Source organism: Teichococcus rhizosphaerae (assembly GCF_002631185.1).
Taxonomy (GTDB): Bacteria; Pseudomonadota; Alphaproteobacteria; order Acetobacterales; family Acetobacteraceae; genus Pseudoroseomonas; species Pseudoroseomonas rhizosphaerae.
Genome location: NZ_PDNU01000010.1, coordinates 31436 through 54572 on the forward strand (window position 1 = coordinate 31436; position 23137 = coordinate 54572).

21 protein-coding genes are annotated in these 23137 nt (G+C 73.4%); 14 read left to right on the plus strand and 7 right to left on the minus strand.

From position 1 onward, the window contains the following. The first annotated feature begins 12 nt into the window (after positions 1–12). On the plus strand, positions 13–951 hold the full coding sequence (locus CR162_RS07900) for a LysR family transcriptional regulator (RefSeq protein WP_176559763.1): 939 nt from the start codon (positions 13–15) through the stop codon (positions 949–951). Here CR162_RS07900 and CR162_RS07905 read toward each other — a convergent pair. Then, the gene (locus tag CR162_RS07905; protein WP_099095003.1) at positions 906–1940 is read right to left on the minus strand and encodes a Bug family tripartite tricarboxylate transporter substrate binding protein; all 1035 of its coding nucleotides are present in this window, start codon (positions 1938–1940) and stop codon (positions 906–908) included. The two genes, CR162_RS07900 and CR162_RS07905, sit on opposite strands and share 46 nt — an antisense overlap. Positions 1941–1995: 55 nt before the next feature. Next, positions 1996–2823, minus strand: coding sequence for an IclR family transcriptional regulator (locus CR162_RS07910; RefSeq protein ID WP_176559764.1), 828 nt, complete (start codon positions 2821–2823; stop codon positions 1996–1998). A 329-nt stretch (positions 2824–3152) separates the two neighbouring features. Between CR162_RS07910 and CR162_RS07915 the strand changes: the two genes are divergently transcribed. From CR162_RS07915 to CR162_RS07940, 6 genes are all read left to right on the plus strand, one after another. Next, positions 3153–4187 (plus strand): site-specific integrase, encoded by a 1035-nt coding sequence (locus CR162_RS07915; RefSeq protein ID WP_176559765.1) that lies wholly within the window; start codon positions 3153–3155, stop codon positions 4185–4187. A gap of 208 nt (positions 4188–4395) precedes the next feature. Continuing rightward, a complete protein-coding gene (locus CR162_RS07920) occupies positions 4396–5619 on the plus strand; it encodes an acyl-CoA dehydrogenase family protein (RefSeq protein WP_245870199.1) in 1224 nt (407 codons plus the stop codon). A 50-nt stretch (positions 5620–5669) separates the two neighbouring features. Beyond that, positions 5670–6653, plus strand: coding sequence for a Bug family tripartite tricarboxylate transporter substrate binding protein (locus CR162_RS07925; RefSeq protein ID WP_099095006.1), 984 nt, complete (start codon positions 5670–5672; stop codon positions 6651–6653). Between the two features lie 10 nt (positions 6654–6663). Beyond that, positions 6664–8211: an acyl-CoA synthetase gene (locus CR162_RS07930; protein WP_099095007.1), complete on the plus strand. Its 1548-nt coding sequence runs from the start codon at positions 6664–6666 to the stop codon at positions 8209–8211. A gap of 27 nt (positions 8212–8238) precedes the next feature. Beyond that, the gene (locus CR162_RS07935; RefSeq protein WP_099095008.1) at positions 8239–9072 is read left to right on the plus strand and encodes an SDR family NAD(P)-dependent oxidoreductase; all 834 of its coding nucleotides are present in this window, start codon (positions 8239–8241) and stop codon (positions 9070–9072) included. After that, positions 9069–10049 carry a tripartite tricarboxylate transporter substrate binding protein gene (locus tag CR162_RS07940; RefSeq protein ID WP_099095009.1) on the plus strand — a complete coding sequence of 327 codons (981 nt, stop codon included), beginning with the start codon at positions 9069–9071 and terminating at the stop codon, positions 10047–10049. The genes CR162_RS07935 and CR162_RS07940 overlap by 4 nt, the downstream gene beginning before the upstream one ends. 38 nt (positions 10050–10087) lie before the next feature. Here the strand turns inward: CR162_RS07940 and CR162_RS07945 are convergent, their stop codons facing one another. Both CR162_RS07945 and CR162_RS07950 read right to left on the minus strand, forming a co-directional pair. Next, positions 10088–11680: an AMP-binding protein gene (locus CR162_RS07945; protein WP_099095010.1), complete on the minus strand. Its 1593-nt coding sequence runs from the start codon at positions 11678–11680 to the stop codon at positions 10088–10090. Next, a complete protein-coding gene (locus tag CR162_RS07950; RefSeq protein WP_176559766.1) occupies positions 11677–12600 on the minus strand; it encodes a Bug family tripartite tricarboxylate transporter substrate binding protein in 924 nt (307 codons plus the stop codon). The genes CR162_RS07945 and CR162_RS07950 overlap by 4 nt, the downstream gene beginning before the upstream one ends. Before the next feature lie 347 nt (positions 12601–12947). Between CR162_RS07950 and CR162_RS07955 the strand changes: the two genes are divergently transcribed. Genes CR162_RS07955 through CR162_RS21980 form a run of 4 tightly spaced genes read left to right on the plus strand, consistent with a single transcriptional unit; the run spans position 12948 to position 16773 of the window. After that, entirely contained in the window at positions 12948–14495 is a 1548-nt protein-coding gene (locus CR162_RS07955; RefSeq protein WP_099095012.1) for an AMP-binding protein, read from the plus strand. 24 nt (positions 14496–14519) lie between these two features. After that, positions 14520–14942, plus strand: coding sequence for a Zn-ribbon domain-containing OB-fold protein (locus CR162_RS07960; RefSeq protein ID WP_099095119.1), 423 nt, complete (start codon positions 14520–14522; stop codon positions 14940–14942). Next, the gene (locus CR162_RS21975; protein ID WP_141563104.1) at positions 14939–16090 is read left to right on the plus strand and encodes an acetyl-CoA acetyltransferase; all 1152 of its coding nucleotides are present in this window, start codon (positions 14939–14941) and stop codon (positions 16088–16090) included. Before CR162_RS07960 ends, CR162_RS21975 begins: the two co-directional genes overlap by 4 nt. Next, positions 16087–16773 (plus strand): nitroreductase, encoded by a 687-nt coding sequence (locus tag CR162_RS21980; RefSeq protein WP_141563105.1) that lies wholly within the window; start codon positions 16087–16089, stop codon positions 16771–16773. Before CR162_RS21975 ends, CR162_RS21980 begins: the two co-directional genes overlap by 4 nt. Before the next feature lie 3 nt (positions 16774–16776). Here the strand turns inward: CR162_RS21980 and CR162_RS07970 are convergent, their stop codons facing one another. The 3 genes from CR162_RS07970 to CR162_RS07980 form a co-directional block, all read right to left on the minus strand. After that, on the minus strand, positions 16777–18033 hold the full coding sequence (locus tag CR162_RS07970) for an MFS transporter (RefSeq protein WP_099095013.1): 1257 nt from the start codon (positions 18031–18033) through the stop codon (positions 16777–16779). A gap of 105 nt (positions 18034–18138) precedes the next feature. Continuing rightward, a complete protein-coding gene (locus CR162_RS07975) occupies positions 18139–18681 on the minus strand; it encodes a DUF421 domain-containing protein (protein ID WP_099095014.1) in 543 nt (180 codons plus the stop codon). A 202-nt stretch (positions 18682–18883) separates the two neighbouring features. Next, the gene (locus CR162_RS07980) at positions 18884–19789 is read right to left on the minus strand and encodes an IclR family transcriptional regulator (protein WP_218014851.1); all 906 of its coding nucleotides are present in this window, start codon (positions 19787–19789) and stop codon (positions 18884–18886) included. 179 nt (positions 19790–19968) lie between these two features. Here CR162_RS07980 and CR162_RS07985 point away from each other — a divergent pair, with 179 nt between their 5' ends. The 3 genes from CR162_RS07985 to CR162_RS07995 all read left to right on the plus strand — a co-directional run bounded on the left by CR162_RS07985 (position 19969) and on the right by CR162_RS07995 (position 23106). Then, on the plus strand, positions 19969–20910 hold the full coding sequence (locus tag CR162_RS07985) for an NAD(P)H-dependent flavin oxidoreductase (protein WP_099095015.1): 942 nt from the start codon (positions 19969–19971) through the stop codon (positions 20908–20910). Positions 20911–20992: 82 nt separating this feature from the next. Next, positions 20993–21997, plus strand: coding sequence for a Bug family tripartite tricarboxylate transporter substrate binding protein (locus CR162_RS07990; protein WP_099095016.1), 1005 nt, complete (start codon positions 20993–20995; stop codon positions 21995–21997). Beyond that, complete coding sequence (locus CR162_RS07995) at positions 21994–23106, plus strand: CaiB/BaiF CoA transferase family protein (protein ID WP_245870200.1); 1113 nt, start codon at positions 21994–21996, stop codon at positions 23104–23106. Before CR162_RS07990 ends, CR162_RS07995 begins: the two co-directional genes overlap by 4 nt. The last annotated feature ends 31 nt before the right edge of the window (positions 23107–23137 follow it).

The following is a 23137-nucleotide window of genomic DNA, read 5'->3' on the forward strand; positions in this document are numbered from 1 at the left end:
ATGCTCGCCGCCATGAACGCCCGCGACATCGAGATCTTCCGCGCCGTCATGCAGGGCCGCACGCTGCGCGCGGCGGCCGAGATGCTGCATGTCTCGCAGCCCGCCCTTTCCAAGGCGCTGCGGCATTGCGAGGACCGGCTGGGCTTCCGGCTCTTCCAGCGCACCGCCGGCCGCCTCGTGCCCACCGCCGAGGCGCAGGCCATGCTGCCCGAGGCGGAGCGGCTCTACCAGGAACTGCAGGGCTTCAAGGGCTTCGCGCGCGATCTCGGCGGCCACCGCGGCGGGCTGCTGCGGCTCGGCGCCAGCTCCTCCCTGGCCGTCTCGCTGGTGCCGGCGGCGCTGGCGGCGCTGCGCCGCGAGCGCGAGGCGGCGCGGCTGACGCTGCACCTGCTGCCCGTGCGCGAACTGGCCGACGCGCTGCTCGCCCGCCGCCTCGATGTCGGGCTGGCGCTGACGCCGCTCGCCCTGCCCGGGCTGGAGAGCGAGGTGCTGGGCAGCGTGGCCTGCGTCGTGCTGCTGCCCGAGGGCCACCCGCTCGCGGCCGAGCCGGTGCTGCGCCCCGCCCTGCTGGCGGGCGCGCCGGAGGTGGGCTTCGCCGGCTGGCAGGATTTCGGCCACAGCCTCGACCTCGCCTTCGAGCAGGAGGGGGTGGAGCGGCGCCTGGCCATCGAGGTCGGCACCACGGTCAGCGCCGTGGCGCTGGTGCGGGAAGGGGCGGGCTACGCCATCGTCGACGGCTTCGCCTGCCGCACCCTGCCGCCGGGCCTCGTCGCCCGGCCCTTCGTGCCGGAGGCGCGGCGCGCGGTGGTGATGGCGCACGGCCCGGCCCTGGGCAGCTCCGCCCTGATGGACCGGCTGCGCGCCATCCTGGCCCGGCTCTGCGCCGGCCCGGACGGGCCCGCCGCTCAGTCGGCGCGCGCGCCGCTCGCCTTCACCAGCGGCACCCAGTAGTCGATCTCCTCCCTCAGGAAGGCGGCGAACTTCGCGGGCGTGTAGCCGCGCATGGGGGGCAGGCCCATCTCCTGGTCCAGCCGCCGGGCCACCGCCGGGTCGGCAAGGGAGGCCTCCATGCCGGCGGCCATCCGCTCGATGATGGGCTGCGGCGTGCCGGCGGGGGCGAAGACGCCGAACCAGGAATAGGCGCGGTAGCCGGGCAGGCCCGCCTCGGCGCTGGTCGGCACCTCCGGCAGCACGGAGGAGCGCGCCTCGGTGGCCATCACCAGCGCCTTCAGCGCGCCCGATTCCACATGCGGCTTCATCAGCCCCGGCACGTCGGCGGTGAAGTCCACCACCCCCGCCAGCAGGTCGTTGAACACCGGGCCGCTGCCGCGATAGGGGACATGGACCGCCTGGGTGCCGGTCTTCTGCAGGAAGGCCACCACGGAGATGTGGCCCGAGGCGCCGTTGCCCGCGCTGCCATAGCTGTACTTGCCGGGATTGGCCTTCAGCAGCGGGATGAACTCCTGAAGGGTGGAAACGCCCAGCTCCCGGCGCACGCAGAGGCCGATCGGCGCCAGCACGGAGGGGGCGACGGGCACCAGGTCCTTCAGCGGGTCGTAGGGCAGCTTGCTGTAGAGGCCGAGCGCCAGCCCCATGGTGGAAAGCGAGGCCATGACGAAGGTGTGGCCGTCGGGCGCGGACTTGGCGGCGAAGTCGGTGCCGGTGGTGCCGCCGGCGCCGGGGCGGTTCTCGATCACCACGGGCTGGCCCAGCACCTCGGAGAGCTTCTGCGCCACCAGCCGGGCGCTGACGTCGGTGGCCCCGCCCGCAGCGAAGGGCACCACCATGCGGACCGGCCGGTTCGGCCAGGACCGGTCCTGTCCCTGGCTCTGGTCCTGGCCTTGGGCCAGCGCGCCGCGCGCCAGGGCCGGCGCCGCCAGCAGCGCCGGCACGGCGGCCAGCAGTCGGCGGCGGAAAGCGGAAGGGCGGTCGTTCGCCATGCGGGGCACTCCTGGACGAGGGTTCGGAGGGGGGAGGGGTCGGGCGGCGGCGGGATCAGGGCCGGTGGGCGCGCGAAAGCGCGGCGGGCGACGCCAGGCTGGCCTCCACCGCCGCGACCTCCTGCCGCATGCGGGCGAGGAAGTGCCGGCGCGCCGCCATGTCGAGCCGGCTGGCGATGAAGTTGGTGGCGATGGCGGCGGTGACGGCATGGCCCGGCGGGCGGATGGCCAGCCCGATCACGGCCAGGCCGGCGATCAGCGAGTCGTCGCTCGCCAGGTGGCCTTCCGCCTGCGCCTGCTCCACGCGGCGGCGCACCTGCGCGACGCTGCCGCCGAATTGCGGGTAGCGCGGCGCGTTGGCGGCCAGCACCGCCTCGATCTCGGCCTGGGGCTGGCTGGCGAGGATGGCGGCGCTGCCGGCGCCGATGCCGAGCGGCATCAGCCCCCCCACGCCCTGGGTCAGGCTCTCGATGACATAGGCGCCGTCCTGCCGGTCCACGACCACGGCGTTGAGGCCGCTGCGGACGATCAGGAAGGTCGTCTCGCCGCTCTCCCCCGTGAGCCGGGCGAGGGCGGGGCGGCAAAGGCGGCGCAGCCCGGTGCCATCCGCCGCCTGGCCGGCCAGCGCCACCAGCGCGGCGCCCAGCCGGTGGCGCTTGCCGCCCTCCACCCGCTCCACCCAGCCATGGCGCTCGAGCGCCGCCAGCAGCCGGTGCGTGGTGGAGGCGCTGAGGCGGAGGCCGCGGGCCAGCCGCGAAAGCTGCACGCCCCCCGCGCCGGCCTCGCCAAGCTGGCCGAGCAGGCCCACCACGCGGTCGAGCAGCTGGATGCCGGATTCGGCCGCGGCGGGTTGCTCGCTCGCTTCGGGCGGGGCGGAGGACATGCGAACAGGATAGGACGGATGGCGGACCCGCAACAGTTCCGGAGGGCGGGAAAATGGGGCACTATTTTCCCGCCCAGCGGAAAGATTGCCACATCCCGCGGCAGGACTGGCCATGGGGGAGGCAGGCCGGCGCGGCGAAGGAGGGTGGCGCCGCCTGCCCGCCCGCCAGCTGCGAAGCGGCTTCCGCCCACCCCCCTTGCCGCGAGAAGGGCCGGCCTCCCGCTTCGCGAGACTTAACAATCGTGTAGGGGTTGCCGGGTGGCCGGGGCTGCGCCAGAATGGGAACGCATGTTCCCGTTCGCGGGCTGGCTCAGAAGGAGAACAAGGGCATGGCAGACCAGGACAACGCCGCGCCCCCCCCGGCCGTGCCGCCCGAGGTCCTCCAGCTCGCCGCCGGCACCCTCTCCCCGGAGGCGCTGGCGCTGCTGGCGGGCCCGGTCGGGCAGGCGGTGGCCAAGGCCGCCAACTACGCCGGCCGGGCCCTGTCCGAGAACACGCGCCGCGCCTATGCCTCGGACTGGAAGGCGTTCTCCGGCTGGTGCCAGGCGGGGGGCGTTTCCGCCCTGCCGGCGGCGCCCGTGGTCATCGCCGGGCACCTGGCCAGCGTGGCGCAGAGCCTCGGCCGCAACAGCCTCAAGCGGCGGCTCGCGGCCATCGCCCACATGCACCGGCAGGCGGGCCATCCCTGGCAGCCGGGCGACCCGGCCATCCGCGCCACGCTGCGCGGCATCTTCGCCACCCACCCCAAGCCCGTGCGGCCGGCGGCGGCGCTGACCTCGGTGGAGGTGAAGCAGCTCCTCAATGTCTGCGGCACCGACCTCGCCGGGCTGCGGGACCGCGCCATCTTCCTGCTCGGCTTCGCCGGCGCGCTCCGCCGCTCCGAGCTCGTGGCGATCGACCGCGAGCATCTGCGCTTCACCACCGAGGGGATGACGCTGCACATCCCGCGCTCCAAGCGCGACCAGGACGGGGAGGGCGCGGATCTCGGCATCCCGCGCGGCATGAACCCGCTCTCCTGCCCGGTGCGCGCCATGGAGCAGTGGCTGAGCCGCAGCCGCATCGAGTATGGCGCGGTGTTCCGCCGCGTCACCGCCGCCGGCACCATGGAGGACCGGCTGAGCCCGCAGGGGGTGTGGCGCATCCTGCGCCGCCGCGCCGAGCGGGCGGGGCTGACGGTGGACGAGCGCGAGCGGCTCTCGCCGCACGGGCTGCGCGCGGGCTTCATCACCGAGGCCTATCTGAACGGCGCGCGGGACGAGCAGGTGATGCACCATGCGCGGCAGTCGGACTTCGCCACCACCCAGTCCTATCGCCGCCGCGCCAAGATCACCCAGGACAGCCCGGCGCGCCTGCTGGATCTCTGAGGCCCGGCGCCGCCGCCCTCCTCCGCGCAAGGCTTCTCCCTTCCATCGGCCATGACGCCCGCCGGCCTCGCGGGAGGCCGGCGGGCCGCGCATGCGCGCGCCGTCCCAAACGACAGGCAAGCCGCTTATTCCGCTAGGCAAGACGGATGTACCGACATACAGTCCGGAAAACGCCAGAAGCGGGAGGAAGCGATGCAGAGCAACCGGCATGGCACAGGCCAGCACGCCACGCGCCACGACGGCACGGATCGCGGCTGAGGCCGGCGCCATGGACACCCAGGCCCCTTCCGCCGCCACGCCCGCCCGCGCCGTGCTCACCGCCGAGCACGAGCTGTTCCGCGACCAGGTGCGCCGCTTCTTCGACCGCCACATCGTCCCCTTCCACCGGCAATGGGAGCGCGACCAGATGGTGCCGCGCGAGGTGTGGCGGCTGGCGGGCGAGCAGGGGCTGCTCTGCCCCACCATGCCGGAGGAATATGGCGGCGCCGGCGTCGATTTCGGCTATTCCGCCGTGCTGATCGAGGAGATCGCCCGCACCAATGCCAGCGGCGTGGGCTTCCCGCTGCATTCCGACATCGTGGCGCCCTACATCCTGGCCTACGCCACCGAGGCGCGGAAGCGCGACTGGCTGACGCGCATGGCGCGCGGCGAGCTGATCGGCGCCATCGCCATGACCGAGCCGGGGATGGGCAGCGACCTCAAGGCGGTGCGCACCACGGCACGGCGCGAGGGCGACCACTATGTGCTGAACGGCTCCAAGACCTTCATCACCAACGGGCAGAATTCGGGCCTCGTCATCGTCGTCGCCAAGACCGACCCGGCGGCGGGGCGCCGCGGCATCAGCCTGATCTGCGTCGAGGAAGGCACGCCGGGCTTCACCAAGGGCCGCAACCTGGAAAAGATCGGCCTGCACGCGCAGGACACCTCCGAGCTGTTCTTCGACGACGTGCGCGTGCCTGTCGAGAACCGCCTCGGCGAGGAAGGGCAGGGCTTCCGCTACCTCATCCACAACCTGCCGCAGGAGCGGCTGATCATCGCCATCCGCGCCGCCGCCTCGATCGAGGCGATGCTGGCGGAAACCGTGGCCTATGCGCGCCAGCGCGAGGCCTTCGGCGGCACGGTGTTCGAGTTCCAGAACACCCGCTTCCGCCTGGCCGACGCCAAGGCGCAGGGCACCATGCTGCGCGTCTTCGTCGACCACTGCCTGGAGCTGCACCTGCGCGGCGCGCTGTCGGTGGAGATGGGCGCGACGGCGAAGCTCGTCGCCTCCGAGATGCAGAACAAGCTGCTCGACGAGTTCCTCCAGGTGCATGGCGGCTACGGCTTCATGAGCGAATACGCCATCGGCCGCGCCTGGGCCGATGCGCGGGTGGGCCGCATCTATGGCGGCAGCTCGGAGATCATGAAGGAGATCATCGCCCGCACGCTGTAGCCGCAGCCGCCAGACCCCGGAAGCAACGGGGCGGCAAGGGAGGAGAGTGGATGCAACGCAGGACCCTGCTGGGTGCCGCGGCGGGCACCGCCTGCGCGCTGCCCCGCATCGCCGCGGGCGCGGCCGGCGCGCCGCGCGCGGCATACCCGGAGAAGCCGATCCGCATCGTCGTGCCCTTTCCGCCGGGCGGCGCGACCGATGCCTGGTGCCGGCTCGTCACCGGGCCCATGGCCGAGATGCTGGGCCAGCCCTTCGTGGTGGAGAGCCGCTCCGGCGCCGCCTCCATGATCGGCACCGAGGCCGTGGCCCGCGCCGCGCCCGACGGCTACACCCTGCTCTTCACCATCAGCAGCCTGGTGCAGAGCCCGGTGGTGTTCCGCCGCGCGCCCTATGACGCGGAGAGGGACTTCGCGCCCATCGGGCAGCTCGGCACCACCTCGCTGGTGCTGGCCTGCAACAGGGACGTGCCGGGGCGCGACCTCGCCGGGTTCGTCGCCGCGGCGAAGGGCCGGAACTACAGCTTCGGCTCCTACTCGCCGGCCTCCACCAGCCATGTCTTCGGCCAGGTCTTCTCCGACGTCGCCGGGCTCGGCATGACGCATGTGGGCTATCGCGGCGAGGCGCCGGAGCTGCTGGACCTGATCGGCGGCCGGTTGCACTGCGCGCTGGTCAGCATGACCTCCGCCAAGGCCTATCTTCTGGACGGCACGCTGCGCCCGCTCGCCTGCCTCGGCCGCCAGCGCCTGCCGAGCCTGCCCGACGTGCCCACCTTCATCGAGCTGGGCTACCCGCAGGACTTCGCCTGGAGCGGCTTCGTGGGCATGCTGGCGCCGGCCGGCACGCCGCCCCCCATCGTCGCGCGGCTGGCCGAGGCCTTCCGCGCCACGACGGAGCGCGCGGAGGTGCGCCGCGCCCTGGCGGAGCAGGACTTCATCGCCCAGTGGCTGCCGCCCGAGAAGATGGCGGCCGAGATCCGCCGCGCGCGGCAGAGCTGGGCGGAGCTGGTGGAGCGCACCGGCATCAAGGCCGAATAGGGCGCCGGGCATGTACCTGACCCAGGGCATCCACCGCGCGGCGCAGCAATTCCCGAACCGGACCGCCACGGTCTGCGGCGCGCGGCGGCGGAGCTGGGCGGAGCTGCGGGAGCGCGTGGCGCGCTGGGGTGCCGCGCTGCGCGGGCTCGGCCTGCGGGAAGGCGGCCGCGTCGCGCTGCTCGCGCCCAATCTCGACAGCGGCATGGAGTTCGCCTTCGGCACCTGGTGGGCGGGCGGCGTCATCAACCCCGTCAACACGCGCTGGAGCGCGGAGGAGATCGCCTTCTCGCTGGAGGATTCCGGCACCTGCCTGCTGCTGGCCGATGCCTCGCTGCTGCCCCTGGCGCGCGAGGCGCTGGCGCGGATGGCGCGGCCCTGCCCGCTGGCGCTGCTGCGCGATGGCGCGGCGCACGGCCTGCCGGAGATCGAGGCGATGCTGGCCGCGCTGCCGCCGGCCGAGGACCTGCGGCGCGGCGGCGACGCGCTGGCCGGCCTGTTCTACACCGGCGGCACCACGGGGCGGCCGAAGGGCGTGATGCTCTCGCACCGCAACTTCTGGTCCGCCATGGTCAGCCGCCTGGCCGACGCGCCCGTGCCGCACGGCCATGTGGTGCTGCACACCGCGCCGCTCTTCCACGTCGCGGGCTTCGGCCGGGTGGTGACGCAATCCCTCCTGGGCGGCACCGGCGTGTTCCTGCCGTCCTTCGACGTGGCGGCGCTGCTCGACACGGTGGAGCGCGAGGGCGTCACCGACCTGATGCTGGTGCCCACCATGCTGGACATGATCCTGCGCCACCCGGATTTCGCGCCCGCGCGGATGCGCAGCATCGCCCGCATCAGCTACGGCGCCGCGCCGATCCAGGAGGCGCTGCTGGACCGCGCGCTGGCCGCCCTGCCGCATGCCGCCTTCATGCAGGCCTACGGCATGACGGAGACCTGGGGCGTCATCGCCTTCAACCCGCCGGAGAACCACGCCGGCCCCGGCCGCGCGCGGCTCGGCCGCACCGGCCGTGCCTATAGCTGCGCCGAGATCGTCGTCACCGACGAGGCGGGGCGCGAGGTGCCGCGCGGCACGGTGGGTGAGGTGGTGGTGCGCGGCCCGCAGGTGATGCTGGGCTACTGGAACCGCCCCGTCGAGACGGCGGCCGCCTTCCGCGACGGCTGGCTGCGCACCGGCGACGCCGCCTGGATGGACGAGGAGGGCTACGTCACCGTCGTCGACCGGATCAAGGACATGATCATCAGCGGCGGCGAGAACGTCTATTCGGCCGAGGTGGAGAACGCCATCGGCCGCCACCCCGACGTGCTGGCCTGCGCCGTGATCGGCATTCCCAGCGCGGCATGGGGCGAGGCGGTGCATGCGGTGGTGGTGCCCCGCCCCGGCGCGGGGCTGGACGAGGCGGCCATCCGCGCCCACTGCCGGGCGCTGATCGCCGGCTACAAGGTGCCGAAGACCGTGGAGTTCCGCGATGCGCTGCCGCTCTCGCGCGTCGGCAAGGTGCTCAAGAGCGCGCTGCGCGAGCCCTTCCGGCGGCAGGGCGCGCGCGCCATCGGCTGAGAACGGCAACGAGAAGGAGAGGAAAGCGTGGCAGCAAACGGCAAGCTGGCTGGCAAGGTGGCTCTGGTGACGGGCTCGGGGCGCGGCATCGGGCGCGAGATCGCGCTCAAGCTCGCCTCCGAGGGGGCGCGGCTGGTGATCAACGACCTCGACCCGGCACCCGCGGAGGAGACGCTGGCCGCCATCCGCGCGGCGGGCGGCGAGGCCGTGGCCTGCAACGGCAGCGTCACCGAGCCGGATTTCGGCGACCGCATGGTGAGGACCGCGCTGGACAGCTTCGGCGGCATCGACATCATCGTCAACAATGCCGGCTACACCTGGGACAACGTCATCCAGAAGATGACGGACGAGCAGTGGTACGCCATCATCGACGTGCACATGACGGCGCCCTTCCGCATCCTGCGCGCGGCCTCCGAGTTCATCCGCGAGGCGGCGAAGAAGGAGGCGGCCGAGGGGCGCGAGGTGTTCCGCAAGGTGGTGAACATCTCCTCCACCTCCGGCGTCTTCGGCAATGCGGGGCAGGCCAACTATTCCGCCGCCAAGGCGGGCGTGGCCGGCATGACGCGGGCGCTGGCCAAGGAGTGGGGCCGCTACAAGGTCAACGTCAACGCCGTGGCCTTCGGGCTGATCATGACGCGGCTGACCGAGGCGGTGGCCAACTCGGGTGCCACGATCGACATCGAGGGGCGCGAGATCAAGGTGGGCGTGCGGCCCGAGGCGCTGAAGAACGCCGAGGCCACCATCCCGCTCGGGCGCGGCGGCACGCCGGCGGAGGCGGCGGGCTCGGTCTACCTCTTCTGCATCCCGGAATCGAACTATGTCACCGGCCAGACCCTGGTGGTGGCGGGGGGGCGGCCATGACGGCGCTGCCGCCCCTTTCCCGGCGGGCGGCCCTGGCGCTGGCGGGGGGTGCCGCGCTGGCGCGCCCCGCCACGCTGCGCGCGGCCCTGCCGGAGCGGCCCATCCGCTTCATCGTGCCCTGGCTCGCCGGCGGCACCTCGGACACGCATTTCCGGCTGATGGCCGAGATCGTCGGGCAGCGGCTCGGCCGCACGGTGCTGATCGAGAACAAGCCCGGCGCCAGCGGCACGCTGGGCGCGCAGCTCATGGCGCAGGAAGCGCCGGGCGACGGGACCATGGTGGGGCAGATGCCCATCACCATGTTCCGCTACCCCGCCATGACGAAGCGCCCGACCTTCGACCCGGTGAAGGACTTCACCTACATCATCCATCTCACCGGCTACCTCTTCGGCGTGATCACCAGGCCCGACGCGCCGTTCCAGGACTGGGCCGGGCTGATCGACTACGCGAAGCGCAACCCCGGCCGGGTGACCTATGGCACGCCCGGGGTCGGCAGCTCGCTCCACATCACCATGGAGCGCATCGGCGAGCTCGCCGGCATCCAGTGGATGCACGTCCCCTTCCGCGGCGGGCCGGACAACATGCAGGCGGCGATGTCGGGGCAGACGCACCTGGCCGCCGATTCCAGCGCCTGGGCGCCGCTCGTGCTGGAGAAGCGGATGCGGCTGCTCTGCACCTGGGGCGCCGAGCGGGCCAAGCGCTTCCCCGAGACGCCGACGCTGCGCGACCTCGGCATCGACATCGTCTCGGACTCGCCCTACGGCATCGGCGGCCCGCGCGGCATCCCGGCGGAGCGGGTGGTGGCGCTGCACGACGCCTTCCGGGACGCGCTGCACGACCCGCGCTCCGTCGCCATGCTGGAGCGCTTCGACATGCCGCTGCGCTACATGGACAGCGAGACCTACGCCACCTTCGCCCGCAAGCTCTACGCGGATGAGAGCGCCATGGTCCGCCGGCTGGGGCTACAGATGGACTGAAGCCCCGCCGGCAAGGGGAACACGCCAGGGGGCGTGCGTCAGTGGACCTGGCGCGCGCCCTCCCGCCAGAAGCCGGCGCGCAGCGCCTTCTTGTCGATCTTGCCGATCGGCGTGGTGGGCAGGGCGTCCACCAGCACCACCGATTTCGGTGCCTGGACGGGGCCCTTCAGCGCCCGCACATGCTCGGCCAGCGCCGCCTCGTCCGGCCGCCTGCCGCCGCGCGGCACCACGAAGGCCTGCACCCGCTCGCCCCAGCGCGCATCGGGCACGCCGATCACCGCCGCCGCCGCCACGTCCGGATGCGTCGCCAGCGCGTCCTCCACCTCGCGCGGATAGACGTTGAAGCCGCCCGAGATGATCATGTCCTTGCGCCGGTCGACGATGTGCAGGAAGCCGCCCTCGTCCTCGCGCGCGATGTCGCCGGTGTGCAGCCAGCCATGGCGCAGCGTCTCCTCCGTCTCCTGCGGGCGCTTCCAGTAGCCGCGCATCACCAGCCGCCCCCGCACGCAGATCTCGCCCGGCTCGCCGCGCGGCACGGGCGTGCCGTCCTCCGCCAGCAGCCGCACATCGACCCCCGCCATGGGCTGGCCGCAGGAGGAGAGCAGCGCCGGCCGCGCCGGGTCGTGCTCCGCGCGGCGCAGCAGGCAGACGGTGTTGGGCGCCTCCGTCTGGCCGTAGAGCTGCATGAACACCGGCCCGATCCGCTCCATCGCCTCCAGCAGCGTGGCGGGCGCGATGGGCGCCGCGCCATAGATGAAGGTCTCCAGGCCACGCGTCCGCGCGCGGGAGAGCGAGGGCTCGGCCAGCAGGGCGCGGATCATGGTGGGCACGCCGAAGCCGCAATTGATGCCCTGCTCCCCGATGCCGCGGAGATAGGGCTCGGGCTCGAAGCCGCCCAGCACGTGCACCGTGCCGCCGCGCAGCAGCACCGGGATCACCAGCGAGCCCGCCGCGTGGCTCAGCGGGGTGGCCAGCAGCATGCGCGGCACGGCGGGCCAGTCATACTCGGCCAGCATCATGGTGGCGCACTGCACCAGGGCGCGGTGCGGCAGCATCACGCCCTTGGGCTGGCCCGTGGTGCCGCCCGTGTAGCTGATCTGGCCCAGCGCCTCGTCGTCGCCCACGGGCTGGAAGTCGTCGCCCGATTCCTCCGCCGCCGCCGCCTCGAGGTCGCGCGCCCGCCCGCCGCCGCCGCCGAGGGACAGCACCAGCGGGCAGCCGGCCGCCTCCGCCGCCGCGTGGGCGCGCTCGGCTTCCGCCGGGTCGTGCACCAGCAGGCGGATCTCGGCGTCGCGCAGGATGTGGGCGAGGTCGGCGGGCCCGGCCAGGCGGTTCAGCGCCGTGTAGCGGCAGCCGATGAGCTGCGCCGCGGTGCGCACCATGAACACCTCCGGCCGGTTGGCCATCAGCGCCGAGACGCCGTCGCCCGGGCGCAGGCCGAGGCGCAGCAGGGCGCGCGCCATGGCGCTGATGCCCGAGGCGACGTGCCGGCGGGACCAGGCCCGGCCGTCCTGCACGAAGGCCGGCCGCTCCGGGTTGCGGCGCAGCCCGAGCATGGCGAGGTGGCCGATGGTGATGCCATCCTGCGCCCTGGCACCCTGCGCCCTGGCATCCGGCGGGAGGCCGCTCATTCGGGCTTGATCCCGGCGGCCTTGATCAGCCGCTGGTTCAGCGCCGCCTCGCGCGTCAGGCGCTCCATCAGCGCCTCCGGCCCCGGCCTGGCGGGCACCAGGCCGAGGCTGTCCAGCCGGGCGCGCGCCTCGGGTGCCGCGAAGGCCTCGGTCGCCGCCTTCTCCAGCCTGGACAGGATGGCGGGCGGCGTGCCTGCCGGGGCGGAGAGGGTGAACCAGCCGCTGCTGACGAACTCCTTCTGGCCCAGCTCGTCCATGGTCGGCACGTCCGGCAGCACGGGGCTGCGCGCGGGCGAGGGAATGGCCAGCGCCTTCAGCCGCCCGGCCTCCACATGCGGCCGCGCCGGCGCGAAGGTGGAGAACATCAGGTCCGCCCGGCCGGCGATGGTGTCGGTCAGGGCGGGCGGCGAGCCGGAATAGGGGACGTGCAGCAGCTCGGTGCCGGTGCGCGCCATCAGGTCCACCATCATCAGGTGCGCCGTGGTGCCGACGCCCCAGGTGGCGAAGGAAAGCTGCCCCGGCCGCTGCCGCGCCGCCGCCAGCACCTCCTCCAGGCTCCGCCAGCGCGGATGCGCCACCAGCAGGAACTGCGTGTCCGAGATCATGGTGATGTGGGCGAAGTCCTTCACCGCGTCATAGCCCGGCTCGCGCAGCGCGTAGGGCGCGGTGGTGAAGGTGACGACCGTGCCCATCAGCAGCGTGTTGCCGTCGGGCTTGGCGCGGGCGACGTGGCGGGCGGCCAGGGTGGTGGAGGCGCCGGGCTTGTGCTCCATCACGAAGGTGCCGCCGAGGCGCGCGGAAAGGCCCTGCGTCAGCACCTGCGCCAGCACGTCGGGCGCGCCGCCCGGCGCGTAGGGCAGCACGATGCTGACCGTCTGGCCGCCGGGATAGGCGGCATCCGCCCGCGCGCCGCGAGGCACCGCCGGGGCGGCGAGCAGCCCCCCCAGCGCGGCCAGGACGGGGCGCCGCCCCCAGCCGGGCCCGCTTTCCCCTCGCCCGCTCCCGCCATGCCCGCTCCCGCCAGATCCGCTCCCGCCAGGCCCGCTCCGGCCGCCCCGATCCTCATGCCGCATCCTTGGTCCTCCCTGTTCCGGTTCATTCGGACTTGCCGCGGCCCAGCCTGCGGCAGGGATCGGAACGGAGTCAATTCCGCTTTGCGAACCGGAAAAACCATGGTGCGGGACATTGACGCATTGCAGCGGAATGCCGCAGGCTCCCTCCCGCGACCGGCGACACAGAGCGCCGGCAGGAGGAAAGGGTCCAAGCGATGGGGCATCTGGCACGCTGGGCGCGGTCGCAGCCGGAGAAGGTGGCGGCGCACTTCCCCGACCACGGGGTCTCCCTGACCTTCGCGGCGCTGGACGCGCGCGCCAACCGCCTGGCGCAATGGCTGATCGGGCTTGGGCTGCGGCCGGGAGACGGCATCTCGCTGCTGCTGGAGAACAGCCCGGCGATGCTGGAGCTGGCCTTCGCCGCGCGCCGCGCCGGGCTCTACTACACCCCGCTCAGCACCCATCTGCGCGTGCCCGAGATCGCCTACATGCTGGCCGACAGCGACGCGAAGCTGCTGGTCGTCAGCCCCGCCCTGGCGGCGCTCGCCGCCGAGGTGGCGGCGGACGCGGCGCTCGCCGCCATCCCGCGCTACGCCACGGAGGAAGGGCTGCCGGGCTACCGCTCGGTGGAGGCGGAGCTGGCCGCCTATCCGGCGCCCGCCGCCCTGCCGGAGCGGCCGGTGGGGCGGGACTTCCTGTATTCCTCCGGCACCACCGGCCTGCCCAAGGGCATCCGGCGCGACCTGCTGCCGGCCGACAAGCGCGACGCGCCGGACTGGTCGCCCGGCTGGGTCGCGACCTACGGCATCGGCGAGGACAGCGTGTATCTGTCGCCCGCGCCGCTCTACCACGCGGCGCCGCACCGCTACGTGCTGCGCACGCTGGACCGCGGCGGCACGGTGGTGGTGATGCGCAAATTCGACGCCGCGCGCAGCCTGGAGCTGATCGAGCGCCACCGGGTGACGCACAGCCAGTGGGTGCCCACCATGTTCAACCGCCTCCTCGCCCTGCCCGAGGCGGAGCGGAAGGGGCGGGACCTGTCGAGCCACCGCGTCGCCATCCACGCCGCGGCGCCCTGCCCGCGCGCGGTGAAGCAGGCGATGATCGACTGGTGGGGGCCGATCCTCATCGAGTACTACGCCGGCTCGGAATCGGTCGGCGGCACGGTGATCACCAGCGAGGAATGGCTGCGCCACCCGGGCTCGGTGGGCCGCGCGCTGGAATGCCGGCTGCACATACTGGGCCCCGACGGGGAGGAGCTGCCGCCGGGCGAGGTGGGCGGCATCTGGTTCTCCGGCTCCCCTTCCAGCTTCCGCTACCACAAGGCGCCCGAGAAGACGGCGGCCGCCTTCGACGCGGCGGGCCGCGGCACCTATGGCGACCTTGGCCATGTGGACGAGGAAGGCTTCCTCTATCTCAGCGACCGGCGGGCGGACCTGATCCTGTCGGGCGGCGTGAACGTCTATCCGTGGGAGATCGAGCAGGTTCTGCTGCGCCACCCGGCCGTGGCGGAGGCGGCGGTGATCGGCGTGCCGGACCCCGATTTCGGCGAGGTGGCGCGCGCGGTGGTGCGCGCCGCCGTGCCGGTGGCGCCGGGGCTGGACGAGGCGCTGGTGGCGCATTGCCGCGCCCACCTCGCCGGCCCCAAGGTGCCGCGCCGCATCGACTTCGTGGACGAGCTGCCGCGCAGCGAGACCGGCAAGCTGCTGCGCCGCGTGCTCAAGGAGCGCTACCGCGACGGCGAAGCGCTTCCCGTTGCCTGAATGAACGCCAACAAGGAGACTGGCATGGCCTTGCCCGCCGGGCGCCCGCGCCCCGAGCCCACGCCCGAGACACGGCATTTCTGGGACGGCACCAAAGCCGGAGAGCTGCGCCTGCAACGCTGCCAGGCCTGCGAGAAGACCTACTTCCCGCCGCGCCCCTTCTGCCCCGCCTGCGGCTCGCGCGAGGTGTCGGTGTTCGCCGCCAGCGGCCGCGCCACGCTGCACTCCTACGTCATCCACCACCGCAAGGTGCCGGGCTTCGAGCCGCCCTACGCCATCGCCGTGGTGGAGCTGGAGGAAGGCCCGCGCATGATGACCAACATCGTCGACTGCGCGCAGACGCCCGAGGCGCTGCAGCTCAACATGCAACTGGAAGTGGCCTTCACGCCGATGGACGACGAGATCACCCTGCCGCTGTTCCGCCCCGCGCAGGGAGGCGCGGCATGAGCATCGCCCCCGGCTCCATCGCGATCGTCGGCGCGGCCGAGAGCACGCGCATCGGCAGCGTGCCCGACATGTCGCAGATCATGCTGCACGCCGACGCGGCGCTGAACGCCATGGCCGATGCCGGCCTGAAGCCCGGCGACATCGACGGCGTGGCCTGCACCGGCGCGATGATGACGCAGCAGCTCGCCCACTATCTCGGCATCACGCCGAAATGGGTGGACGGCACCAGCGTCGGCGGCTGCTCCTTCATGCTGCATGTGCGCCACGCGGCGGCGGCCATCCATGCCGGCTATTGCGACACGGTGCTGATCACCCATGGCGAGAGCGGCAAGTCCCGCATCAACGCGACGCCCCGCCCGCCCGAGCCGCAGAGCCTGAACGGGCAGTTCGAGGCGCCCTTCGGCCCCTTCGGCCCGCCCACGCTGTTTCCCATCCCCGTGCTGCGCTACATGAAGACCTATGGCGTGACGCATGAGCAACTCGCCATGGTGGCGGTGGTGCAGCGGGAATGGGCGGCGATGAACCCGCGCGCCGCGCAGCGCGACCCGATCACGGTCGACGACGTGCTGAACAGCCGCATGATCGCCTATCCCTTCCGGCTGCTGCAATGCTGCCTGGTGACGGATGGCGGCGGCGCGCTCATCCTCACCCGCGCCGACCGCGCGAAGGACTTCCCGCAGAAGCCTGCCTACATCCTCGGCACGGGCGAGAGCGTGGAGACCAACATGATCAGCCAGATGGAGGACTTCACCAGCTCGCGCGCCTTCCGCGTCGCCGGGCCGGAGGCGTTCCGCAGCGCGGGCATCAGCCACGCCGACGTGGACCACCTGATGATCTACGACGCCTTCGCCCACCTGCCGCTCTACGGGCTGGAGGATCTGGGCTTTGTCGGCCGCGGCGAGGCGGGGGCCTTCATCGAGGCGCGCAACACCGCGCCGGGCGGCAAGCTGCCGCTCAACACCAATGGCGGCGGGCTGTCCTACACCCATACCGGCATGTACGGCATGTTCGCGCTGCAGGAGAGCGTGCGGCAGGTGCGCGGCACCGCGCCCGCCCAGGTGCCGGACGTGGACATCTCCGTCTGCCACGGCGTGGGCGGCATGTTCTCGGCCAGCGGCACCATCATCCTGGGGCGCGAGCGGCCATGAGGGTCGCGGAGGCGCTCGCCTCCCGCCGCAGCGTGCGCGGCTTCCTGCCCCGGCCCGTGCCGCGCGAGACGGTGGAGCGCATCCTGGCGCTCGCCGCCCGCGCGCCGAGCGGCAGCAACATCCAGCCCTGGAAGCTGCACGTGCTGACCGGCGCGACGCTGGCCCGCGTCACGGCCGCGCTCCGCGCCGCGTACGAGGCGGAGGAGCCGAGCCGGCGCGACTACGAGTACTATCCGACGAAATGGCGCACCCCCTATGTGGAGCGCCGCCGCCAGCTCGGCTGGCAGCTCTACGGGCTGACGGGGGTGCAGAAGGGCGACCGCGCCGCCGGCAAGCGCCAGGAAGGGCGCAACTACGACTTCTTCGGCGCGCCGGTCGGCCTTGTCTTCACCATCGACGACGACATGGAGAAGGGGAGCTGGCTGGATTACGGCATGTTCCTGCAATCCATCATGGTCGCGGCGCGGGGCGAGGGGCTGGACACCTGCCCGCAGGCCGCCATCGCCAACTACCCGGACATCCTGCGCCGCGAGCTGGGCATCCCGGCGAGCGAGGTGGTGGTGTGCGGCATGGCGCTGGGCTGGGCCGACCCGGAGGAGCCGGCCAACCGGCTCGCCTCGGAACGCGAGCCGCTGGGCGTCTTCGCCACCTTCCACGACGGGGGCGAGGCGGGAGGCGGCTGAGGCTCAGCCCCCCGCGGCGGCCGGCGCCTGCCGCCGGCCCGCCCCGGCCTGGCGCGTGGCGAGCCACAGCAGCCAGCCGACCACGGTGACGTTCAGCAGGTTCCACGCCAGCCCGTGCACGAAGGCGGCGTGGTAGCCGCCGCTCCAGTCGAAGATGCGCCCCGCGAGCCAGCCGCCCAGCGCCATGCCCAGCAGCGTCGCCATCAGCGTCTTGCCGACGCGCTCGCCCGCCTCGGCGGCGGGGAAGTATTCCCGCACCACGACGGCGTAGCTCGGCACGATGCCGCCCTGGAACAGGCCGAACAGCGCCGAGATGACGTAGAGCGAGAGCAGCCCATCATACATCACGTAGAGCACCAGGGCCACGCCCTGCAGCACCGAGCCCAGCAGCAGGGTGCGCAGGCCGCCGATGCGGTCGGCGATCCAGCCGGAGGCCACGCGGCTGACGATGCCGCAGGCCAGCATCAGCGCCAGCATCTGGGTCCCCCGCGCCGCGCCGTAGCCGAGGTCGCCGCAATAGGCGACGATGTGCACCTGGGGCGTCGCCATGGCCACGCAGCAGGCGGTGCCGGCCACCCACAGCGCCACCTGCAGCACGCCGGGCGAGATGGGCAGGGTGCCGGCCATGGGGTGCGCCGCGGCGGGGGCGGCCGGCACGGCGGGCACCCCGGCGGGGCAGGGTGCTGCCGGCCGCCGCAGCGTCCAGGCCAGCGGCACCAGCACCACGACGCAGGTGAGGCCGATGGCGAGATGGGCCATGCGCCAGCCATGGTCGGTCATCATCTGCTGCATCACCGGCGGCCAGAAGGCCCCGGCGAGGTAGTTGCCGGAGGCGCAGACGGCGATGGCGGTGGCCCGGTGCCGGTGGAACCAGTGCGAGACCTCGGCCATCATCGGCCCGAGCCCCACCGAGCTGGCGGCGCCGATCAGCAGCCCCTGGGCGAGCGCGAACTGCCACAGGTTCTGCGCCGCCGCCGTGCCCGCATAGCCGAGGCCGAGGGCGATGCCCGCCCCCGCCAGCGGCCGCGCCAGGCCGTAGCGGTCCACCGCCCTGCCGAAGACGATGCCGCCCAGGGCAAAGCCCATCATGGTCAGGGTGTAGGGCAGGGAGGCGGCGGCGCGGGAGATGCCGAACTCGGCCTCCACCGCCGGCAGCGCTACCACCACCGACCACATGCCGACGCCGCCCACCGTGGCCGCCAGCGTGGCCAGCGCCAGGCGCAGCCAGGATTGGCGCGAGTCCGCCACGATGTCCGCCATGTTTTTCCTCGCCCCCCGGCCATTCGCGGCGGCGAGCCTGGGCGCGCACCGGGCCCGCGTCAATGCCCGGGCGCCAGCCTCGCGGGACCTCAGCCTCGCGGGGCCTCAGTCTCGTGCGGGCGCGCCGGGCAGCAGGCCGGCCAGGCTTCCGGGCGCGCCCTCCGCCTCCTCGGCGCCTCCCGCCTCCCGCGGGATCACGCTGAGCGTGCCGTCCGTCTCCAGCACCACGGCGAGCGCCCGCGCGGGGTCCGCGACGCCGGAGGCGCGAAGCGCGGCCAGCACCTCGTCGCGCGTCACGCGCTGGGCGCGCAGCGTGGCGTCGAGGAAGCGGCCCCGGTGCAGCAGCAGGCTGGGCTCGGACTTCACCAGCGCGTCGAACCGCTCGGAGCGCACCGAAAGCCAGGCCACCACGAATTGCAGCCCCGCCAGCAGCGCGAAGGCGAGCACCCCCTCGGCCAGCGCCACGGAATTGTTGAGCAGCACCGTGGCCAGGGTGGAGCCGAGCGCCACGGTGACGATGAGGTCGAAGGCATTCAGCTTGGCCAGGGTCCGCTTGCCGGACAGGCGCAGCAGCAGCACCAGCGCCACATAGGCCAGGGTGCCGACGACCAGGACCCTGAGAAGGCCGGACCAGGACTGGAAGAACATGCCGCCTTCCTCACCCCGGTCCCGGAAGGGATGTCGCTCTGTCGGGCATGACAAGCTCCTCCGTTCCTGTTCGCACCGCTGCGCGGGAGGGGGCCGTGCGTGCCACGCCCTCCCCATGGGACAACCGCCCGGCCGGCGGGAAGGTTCACCGGCTCCATGGCAAAAAGCGGCAGCGGAAGGCGAGGGGGCGGCCGCCCGGCCCTCAGAAGCCCAGCAGCGGCGCCACCATGCGGGAGAGATGCGCGATGCGGGGGCCAAGCTCCCGCTCCAGCCGCGCCTGGTCCAGCAGGTAGCCCGGCGCGCCGATGTTCATGGCCATGATGGTGCCGCCATCGAGCGAGACCAGCGGGACGCCCGCCGTGCGCACATCCGGCTGCCATTCGCCGTCGACGATGCAGAAGCCGCGCTCCTGCACCTGGGCGATGCCGTCCCGCACGAGGGGCTGCAGCTCGGCCCAGGCGGCGCCGTAGCGGCGGGCGAGGCGTTCCAGCAGGTATTCCCGCTCCTGCTCGCAGAGTGCTGCCAGAAAGGCGCGGCCCAGCGCGCTGCGCGCCATCTCCACCCGGCTGCCGATGCCGAGGCGCAGCGTGGCCAGCGCGCTGGAGGCGGTGTTCTCGACGTAGATCATGGACAGCCGGTCGCGGCTGGCCAGCCCCACGGCGGTGCCGGTTTCCTGCGCCAGCTGCCGCATGTGGTCGTGCGCCGCCTGCCGCACCCGCAGATTGGCCAGCACCGGGTAGCCCAGCGCCAGCAGCGCCGGCGCCGGCTCGTACCGCCCCTGCTTGTGCAGCACGCGCAGGTAGCCCAGCTCCGCCAGCGTGTAGGTGAGGCGGGACACGGTGGGCTTGGGCAGCCCCGTCAGCGCCGCGATCTCCCCCACCCCCAGCGGGCCACGCCCCGGCTCGAAGGCGCGCAGCACCTCGAGGCCACGCGCCAGCGCCCAGACGAAGCGGCGGTCGCTGGCATAGTCGGGGCTGACATCCTCCTGGTCATAGACCAGCCGGACGGCGGAGCGGGAGGCCGCGAGGGCAGCGGGCGCCTTGGCGCCGGTCTCGCCTTCCGGGGCGGGTTTCCGCCGTGAACGAGGGACGGAAGGCTTGGGGGGCACGCGGGCTTCTCCTCGGGCTGGGGCGGGCTGCCTCCAATAGCACAGCCTTGCCCGCGCAACATGGCATCAACGTTTCGCTTGGCAAGACGAACACATCACCCTACGGTCCTGGCAACACGAACGCGGCGGGAAAAGGGGTGCCGCAGCCCCCGAGCCGCGCCGACCGGAGGAGATCGCCCATGCCCCTTCCCGCCGCCTTCGAGGGCCGCCTGGCCCTGCCGGCCGTGGCCGCGCCAATGTTCCTGGTCTCGGGGCCGGACATGGTGGTGGAGACCTGCCGCGCCGGTGTGGTGGGAACCTTTCCCTCGCTGAACCAGCGCAGCAACGAGGGCTACGCCGCCTGGCTGGAGGAGATCGGCGGGCGGCTGGCGCAGGCGCCGGGCGCGGCACCCTTCGGCGTCAACCTCATCGTCCACCGCAGCAACAAGCGGCTGGACGCCGACCTCCGCACCACGGTCGCGCACAAGGTGCCGCTGGTCATCACCTCGCTCGGCGCGGTGGCCGAGGTGGTGCGGGCGGTGCATGGCTATGGCGGGCTGGTGTTCCACGACGTCACCAACATCCGCCACGCCGAGAAGGCGGTGGAGGCGGGGGTGGACGGGCTGATCGCCGTCTGCAACGGCGCGGGCGGCCATGCCGGCACGCTGAACCCCTTCGCCTTCCTGTCCGAGCTGCGCGCCATGTTCAGCGGCACGCTGCTGCTGGGCGGCTCGATCAACACGGGGCGGCAGGTGGCGGCGGCGCGGCTGATGGGGGCGGACCTCGCCTATATCGGCACGCGCTTCGTGGCGGTGCAGGAAAGCATGGCGCCGCCCGAATACCGCCGCATGATCCTGGAGGCGCGCGCCCGGGACATCGTCTACACGGCGGCCATCAGCGGCGTGAAGGCGAACTTCCTGCGCGCCAGCATCGCCGCCGCCGGGCTCGACCCGGACGCGCTGGACGAGGCCACGCCGCTCAACGTTTCCGACCATGAGAGCCGGCCCTGGAAGAACATCTGGTCGGCCGGCCACGGCGTCGGCGGCATCGAGGACGTGCCGGGCGTCGCCGCGCTCTGCCAGCGCCTCGCCGCCGAATACCGCGCCGTGGCGCCCGCCGGCCTCGCCATGGCCGCCGAGTAGCGCGCCCAGGGCCGTCCGCCTGGGCCGGACCGGGCCACCCAAGAGCCCGCCGCCCCCTTGCCGTTCCAAGGGAGGAACATCCATGCCCCTCGTCCCGCCCACACGCCTGCCCACACGCCTGCCCGTCCTGGCGCGCCGCGCCCTGCTGGGCATGGCGGCGGGCCTCGCCATGCCCGGCCTGGCCCGCGCCCAGGGAAGCTTTCCGAGCCGTCCCGTCTCCATCATCGTCCCCTTCACCGCGGGCGGCACCACGGACCAGCAGATGCGCGCCCTGGCCGATGGCGGCGCGCGCCGCCTGGGCCAGCCCGTGGTGATCGAGAACCGCCCCGGCGGCGGCGGCACGCTGGGCGTGGCGGCCACGGCCAAGGCGCGGCCCGACGGCTACACCCTGGCGCAGATGATCACCCCCGCCATGCGGCTGGCCATGCTCCAGTCCATGTCCTACGACGTGCTGCGGGACTTCTCGCCCGTCATCCACCTGACCGGCTACTTCTTCGGCCTCGCCGTGCGCGCCGACGCGCCCTGGGAGAGCTGGCAGGACTTCGTGAAGGCCGCGCGGGCGAGGCCGGGGCAGGTCAGCGTCGGCAACAGCGGCGCCAACGGCACGCTGCATCTCGGCATGCTGGAGCTCGGGCTGCGCGAGGACGTGCAGTTCAACCACGTGCCCTATCGCGGCGAGGCGGAGACGGTGACGGCGCTGCTCGGCGGCCATGTGAACGCCGTGGCCAACAGCGCCGGGCTGGGGGAGCTGGTGGACAACGGCCAGGCGCGCTGGCTGAACGTCTGGACCGCCGCGCGCTCCCGCCGCTGGCCCGACGTGCCGACGCTGGTGGAGCTGGGCTATGAAGGCATGGTGATCACCTCGCCCTATGGCCTGGTGGGCCCCGCCGGGATGGACCCCGCCGTGGTGGGCAAGCTGCACGACGCCTTCCGCGCCGCCATGGACGATCCCGCCCACCGCGCCGTGCTGCAACGCGCCGACATGGAGGCGGAATATCTCGGCCCCGAGGACTATGCCGGCTTCCTGCGCGCGCAGGTGGAGCGCGAGCGCACCCTGCTGCGCCGGCTGAAGCTGCTGCCCTCGTGAGCGGGGCGGAGAGGGGCGGCCCGCTCGCCGGGCTGCGGGTGGTGGAGATGGCGGGCATCGGCCCCGCGCCGCTGGCGGCGATGCTGCTGGCCGGGCTCGGCGCCGAGGTGGTGCGGCTGGACCGCCCCGCCCCGCCCGGCCGCGCCATGCCCATGGAGGCGCGGCACGACGTGGTGGGGCGCGGCCGCCGCGCCGTGGCGCTGGACCTGAAGTCGCCCGAGGGGGTGGCGCAGGCCTTGGATCTGATCGGCGCCGCCGACCTGCTGATCGAGGGCTTCCGCCCGGGCGTGATGGAGCGGCTGGGGCTCGGGCCCGAGCCCTGCCTCGCGCGCAACCCGCGCCTCGTCTATGGCCGCATGACGGGCTGGGGCCAGGACGGGCCGCTGGCGCGCAGCGCCGGGCACGACATCAACTATCTCGGCCTCACCGGCGTGCTGCACGCGATCGGCCGCCCCGGCGGGCGGCCCGTGCCGCCGCTCAACATGGTGGCCGATTATGGCGGCGGCACGATGATGCTGCTCTTCGGCCTGCTTTCCGCGCTGTGGGAGCGCGAGCGCTCAGGCCGGGGGCAGGTGGTGGACGCCGCCATGACCGATGGCGTGGCGGCGCTGGCCAGCGGCTTCTTCGGCCTGCGCGCCGCCGGCCACTGGTCGCTCGAGCGCGGCGCCAACCTGCTCGATGGCGGCGCCCCCTATTACGACACCTACGAGACGGCCGATGGCCGCTTCCTCGCCGTGGGCTGCCTGGAGCCCGCCTTCTTCGCCGAGATGGCGCGCCGCACCGGCCTCGATCCGCGCTTCGTGGAAGGCCAGCGCGACCGCGCCCTGTGGCCGGAGATGCGGGCCGAGATGGCGCGCCTGTTCCGGGGGCGGAGCCGGGACGAGTGGGCGGCGCTGCTGGAAGGCACCGATGCCTGCGTCACCCCCGTGCTGGACTGGGACGAGGCGCCGGCGCACCCCCACAACGCCACGCGCGGCACGATGGCGCGCGAGCACGGGGTGACGGTGCCGGCGCCCGCCCCCCGCTTCTCCCGCACGCCGGGCGCCGCGCCGGGCGAGGCGGAGGCCGCCACGGCCGAGGCGGTGCTGCGCGGCTGGCTGGGGGGCTGAGCCGGCCTTCGGCGGCGGGAGATTTCATTCC

Coding starts and splice junctions, on each gene's coding strand:
- CR162_RS07930 (WP_099095007.1), top strand. CDS start 6,664: ATGTACCTGACCCAGGGCATCCACCGCGCGGCGCAGCAATTCCCGAAC.
- CR162_RS07915 (WP_176559765.1), top strand. CDS start 3,153: ATGGCAGACCAGGACAACGCCGCGCCCCCCCCGGCCGTGCCGCCCGAG.
- CR162_RS07970 (WP_099095013.1), bottom strand. CDS start 18,033: ATGGCGGACATCGTGGCGGACTCGCGCCAATCCTGGCTGCGCCTGGCG.
- CR162_RS07955 (WP_099095012.1), top strand. CDS start 12,948: ATGGGGCATCTGGCACGCTGGGCGCGGTCGCAGCCGGAGAAGGTGGCG.
- CR162_RS07945 (WP_099095010.1), bottom strand. CDS start 11,680: ATGAGCGGCCTCCCGCCGGATGCCAGGGCGCAGGGTGCCAGGGCGCAG.
- CR162_RS21980 (WP_141563105.1), top strand. CDS start 16,087: ATGAGGGTCGCGGAGGCGCTCGCCTCCCGCCGCAGCGTGCGCGGCTTC.
- CR162_RS07990 (WP_099095016.1), top strand. CDS start 20,993: ATGCCCCTCGTCCCGCCCACACGCCTGCCCACACGCCTGCCCGTCCTG.
- CR162_RS07905 (WP_099095003.1), bottom strand. CDS start 1,940: ATGGCGAACGACCGCCCTTCCGCTTTCCGCCGCCGACTGCTGGCCGCC.
- CR162_RS07975 (WP_099095014.1), bottom strand. CDS start 18,681: ATGTTCTTCCAGTCCTGGTCCGGCCTTCTCAGGGTCCTGGTCGTCGGC.
- CR162_RS07910 (WP_176559764.1), bottom strand. CDS start 2,823: ATGTCCTCCGCCCCGCCCGAAGCGAGCGAGCAACCCGCCGCGGCCGAA.
- CR162_RS07900 (WP_176559763.1), top strand. CDS start 13: ATGAACGCCCGCGACATCGAGATCTTCCGCGCCGTCATGCAGGGCCGC.
- CR162_RS07940 (WP_099095009.1), top strand. CDS start 9,069: ATGACGGCGCTGCCGCCCCTTTCCCGGCGGGCGGCCCTGGCGCTGGCG.
- CR162_RS07960 (WP_099095119.1), top strand. CDS start 14,520: ATGGCCTTGCCCGCCGGGCGCCCGCGCCCCGAGCCCACGCCCGAGACA.
- CR162_RS07985 (WP_099095015.1), top strand. CDS start 19,969: ATGCCCCTTCCCGCCGCCTTCGAGGGCCGCCTGGCCCTGCCGGCCGTG.
- CR162_RS21975 (WP_141563104.1), top strand. CDS start 14,939: ATGAGCATCGCCCCCGGCTCCATCGCGATCGTCGGCGCGGCCGAGAGC.
- CR162_RS07925 (WP_099095006.1), top strand. CDS start 5,670: ATGCAACGCAGGACCCTGCTGGGTGCCGCGGCGGGCACCGCCTGCGCG.
- CR162_RS07920 (WP_245870199.1), top strand. CDS start 4,396: ATGGCACAGGCCAGCACGCCACGCGCCACGACGGCACGGATCGCGGCT.